The 2391-nt window shown below is 68.8% G+C and carries 1 protein-coding gene; it reads left to right on the forward strand.

All coding sequences use genetic code 11. The annotated features are described in order from the left end of the window. Nucleotides 1-29: 29 nt before the first annotated feature. The coding region (locus AC0AIB_RS30890) for a type I polyketide synthase (protein ID WP_465098029.1) at nucleotides 30-2391 on the forward strand (2362 nt) is incomplete at its 3' end.

A 2391-nucleotide genomic window follows, 5' to 3' on the forward strand; every position in this document is an offset into this window, starting at 1 on the left:
CTCCGACCGGCTCCGCCACCACGACGGTCGTGGTGGCCGACCCGGTGGGGGAGTTGCGGTATCGGATCGTGTGGAAGCCGCTGCCGACGGGCGACCCCCGACCCCTCACCCACCGCTGGCTCCTGGTCGCCGACCCGGAGACCGCCGGCTCGGAACTCGCCGCAGACATCAAGGCAGCGCTCGTACGTAGGGGTGCCGAGGTCGAGCTGCTGGCCGTCGACCCACTCGCGGACCGGGCCCGGATAGTCGAACTACTCGCTACCACGACGGACGGGTCGGTGCCGCTGTCCGGTGCCGTGTCCCTCCTCGGGCTCATGCAGGACGCACATCCTGAACACCCCTCCATCGGCATGGGTCTGGTCGCGTCGCTGGCGCTGGTGCAGGCCATCGGTGACGTCGGGATCGAGGCCCCCCTGTGGAGCGTGACTCGCCAGGCGGCGGCGGTGACGCCCCAGGAGATGCCGGAGGTGTTCGGCGCTCAGGTGTGGGCGTTCGGGCGGGTGGCGGCCCTGGAACTGCCGGACCGCTGGGGCGGCCTGGTCGACGTTCCGTCCGTACCGGACGTCCGGATGCTGGACCAGCTCGCCACCACTCTGGCCGCGGCGGACGGCGAGGATCAGATCGCGATCCGCGGTTCAGGGGTCTATGGACGTCGGGTGACGCGAGCGGCGGGCACTGTGCGCCGGACATGGCGCCCCCGCGGGAACATCCTGGTGACCGGAGGTATGGGAAGTCTGGGTGGCCGGGTGGCCCGGTGGCTCGCTCGGAACGGTGCCCAGCACCTCGTTCTGACCAGTCGGCGGGGTGTCCATGCCCCCGGCGCGGCGGAACTTGAAGCTGATCTTCGTGCGCTCGGTGCCACGGTGACCATCGTCGCCTGCGACGTTGCGAAGCGGGCTGCACTGTCCGACGTCCTGGCGGCGCATCCGCCGACTGCGGTCTTCCACACCGCCGGAGTGCTGCACGACGGGGTGATCGACACTCTCACCTCCGAACACATCGACGAGGTCTTCCGCCCGAAGACCGCCGCCGCGCTGCTACTCGACGAACTCACCCAGCACCAGGATCTGGAGGCTTTCGTCCTCTTCTCGTCGGTTACCGGAGTCTGGGGCAACGGCGGTCAAGCGGCGTACGCGGCGGCGAACGCGTCGCTGGACGCCCTGGCGGAGCGGCGTCGTGCTGCGGGTCTTCCCGCCACCTCCATTGCCTGGGGACTGTGGGGTGGCGGTGGCATGGCCGAGGGGATCGGCGAGCAGAACCTGAACCGTCGCGGCATCGCGGCCATGGACCCGGAACACGGCATCGCCGCTCTGCAGCAGGCCCTCGACCGTGATGACGTGTCAGTCACCGTGGCCGACGTCGAATGGGCGGACTTCGCGCCGCGCCTCGCCGAACTGCGGTCGGTACGGCTCTTCGACGGTGTGCCCGAAGCCAGGAGTGCGCTCGATGCACGGCGGGCGGACGCCGAATCGTCAACGGAGGGCCTCGCGCAGCGGTTGGCGGGGATGTCCGACGCGGATCGGCAGCGAGTCCTTCTCCAGACGGTACGGGCAGAGGCAGCGGCAGTTCTGAGACACGAGACGGTGGATGCCGTCGCGCCCAACCGGGCCTTCAAGGATGCCGGCTTCGACTCGCTCACGGCACTCGAACTGCGTAACCGCTTGAACAGTACGACCGGCCTGAACCTGCCCTCGACGGTGGTCTTCGACCACTCCACCCCGTCCACGTTGGCGAAGTTCGTGGGGGGCGTGCTCGTCGGCGCTCCTGCCGAGGAAGTCCTGGTGGCTGCCGCGACCGTGCCCACCGACGAACCTGTCGCCATCGTCGGCATGGCCTGCCGCTACCCCGGCGGGGCCGACACTCCGGAGAAGCTCTGGGATCTCCTGCTGGACGGGGCTGACGTCATCGGCCCAGCCCCCGACGACCGGGGCTGGGACGTGGACTCCTTCTTCGATCCGGTGCCGGGCGCCGTGGGGAAGTCGTATGTGCGGGAGGGGGGGTTTGTGTATGAGGCGGGGATGTTCGATGCGGAGTTCTTTGGTATTTCGCCGCGTGAGGCGGTGGCGATGGATCCGCAGCAGCGGTTGTTTCTGGAGACGTCGTGGGAGGCGTTGGAACGCGCGGGGATCGATCCGGCGGGCCTGCGGGGCAGCCGGACCGGCGTGTATGCCGGCCTGACACACCAGGAGTATGCCGCCCGACTACACGAGGCTCCGCAGGAGTTCGAAGGCTATCTGCTCACCGGCAAGTCGGTGAGCGTCGCATCGGGTCGTGTGTCGTATGTGTTGGGGTTGGAGGGTCCGTCGATTTCGGTGGATACGGCGTGTTCGTCGTCGTTGGTGGCGTTGCATTTGGCGTGTCAGGGGTTGCGGTTGGGTGAGTGTGATGTGG

The organism is Micromonospora sp. DSM 43699, from assembly GCF_055517075.1.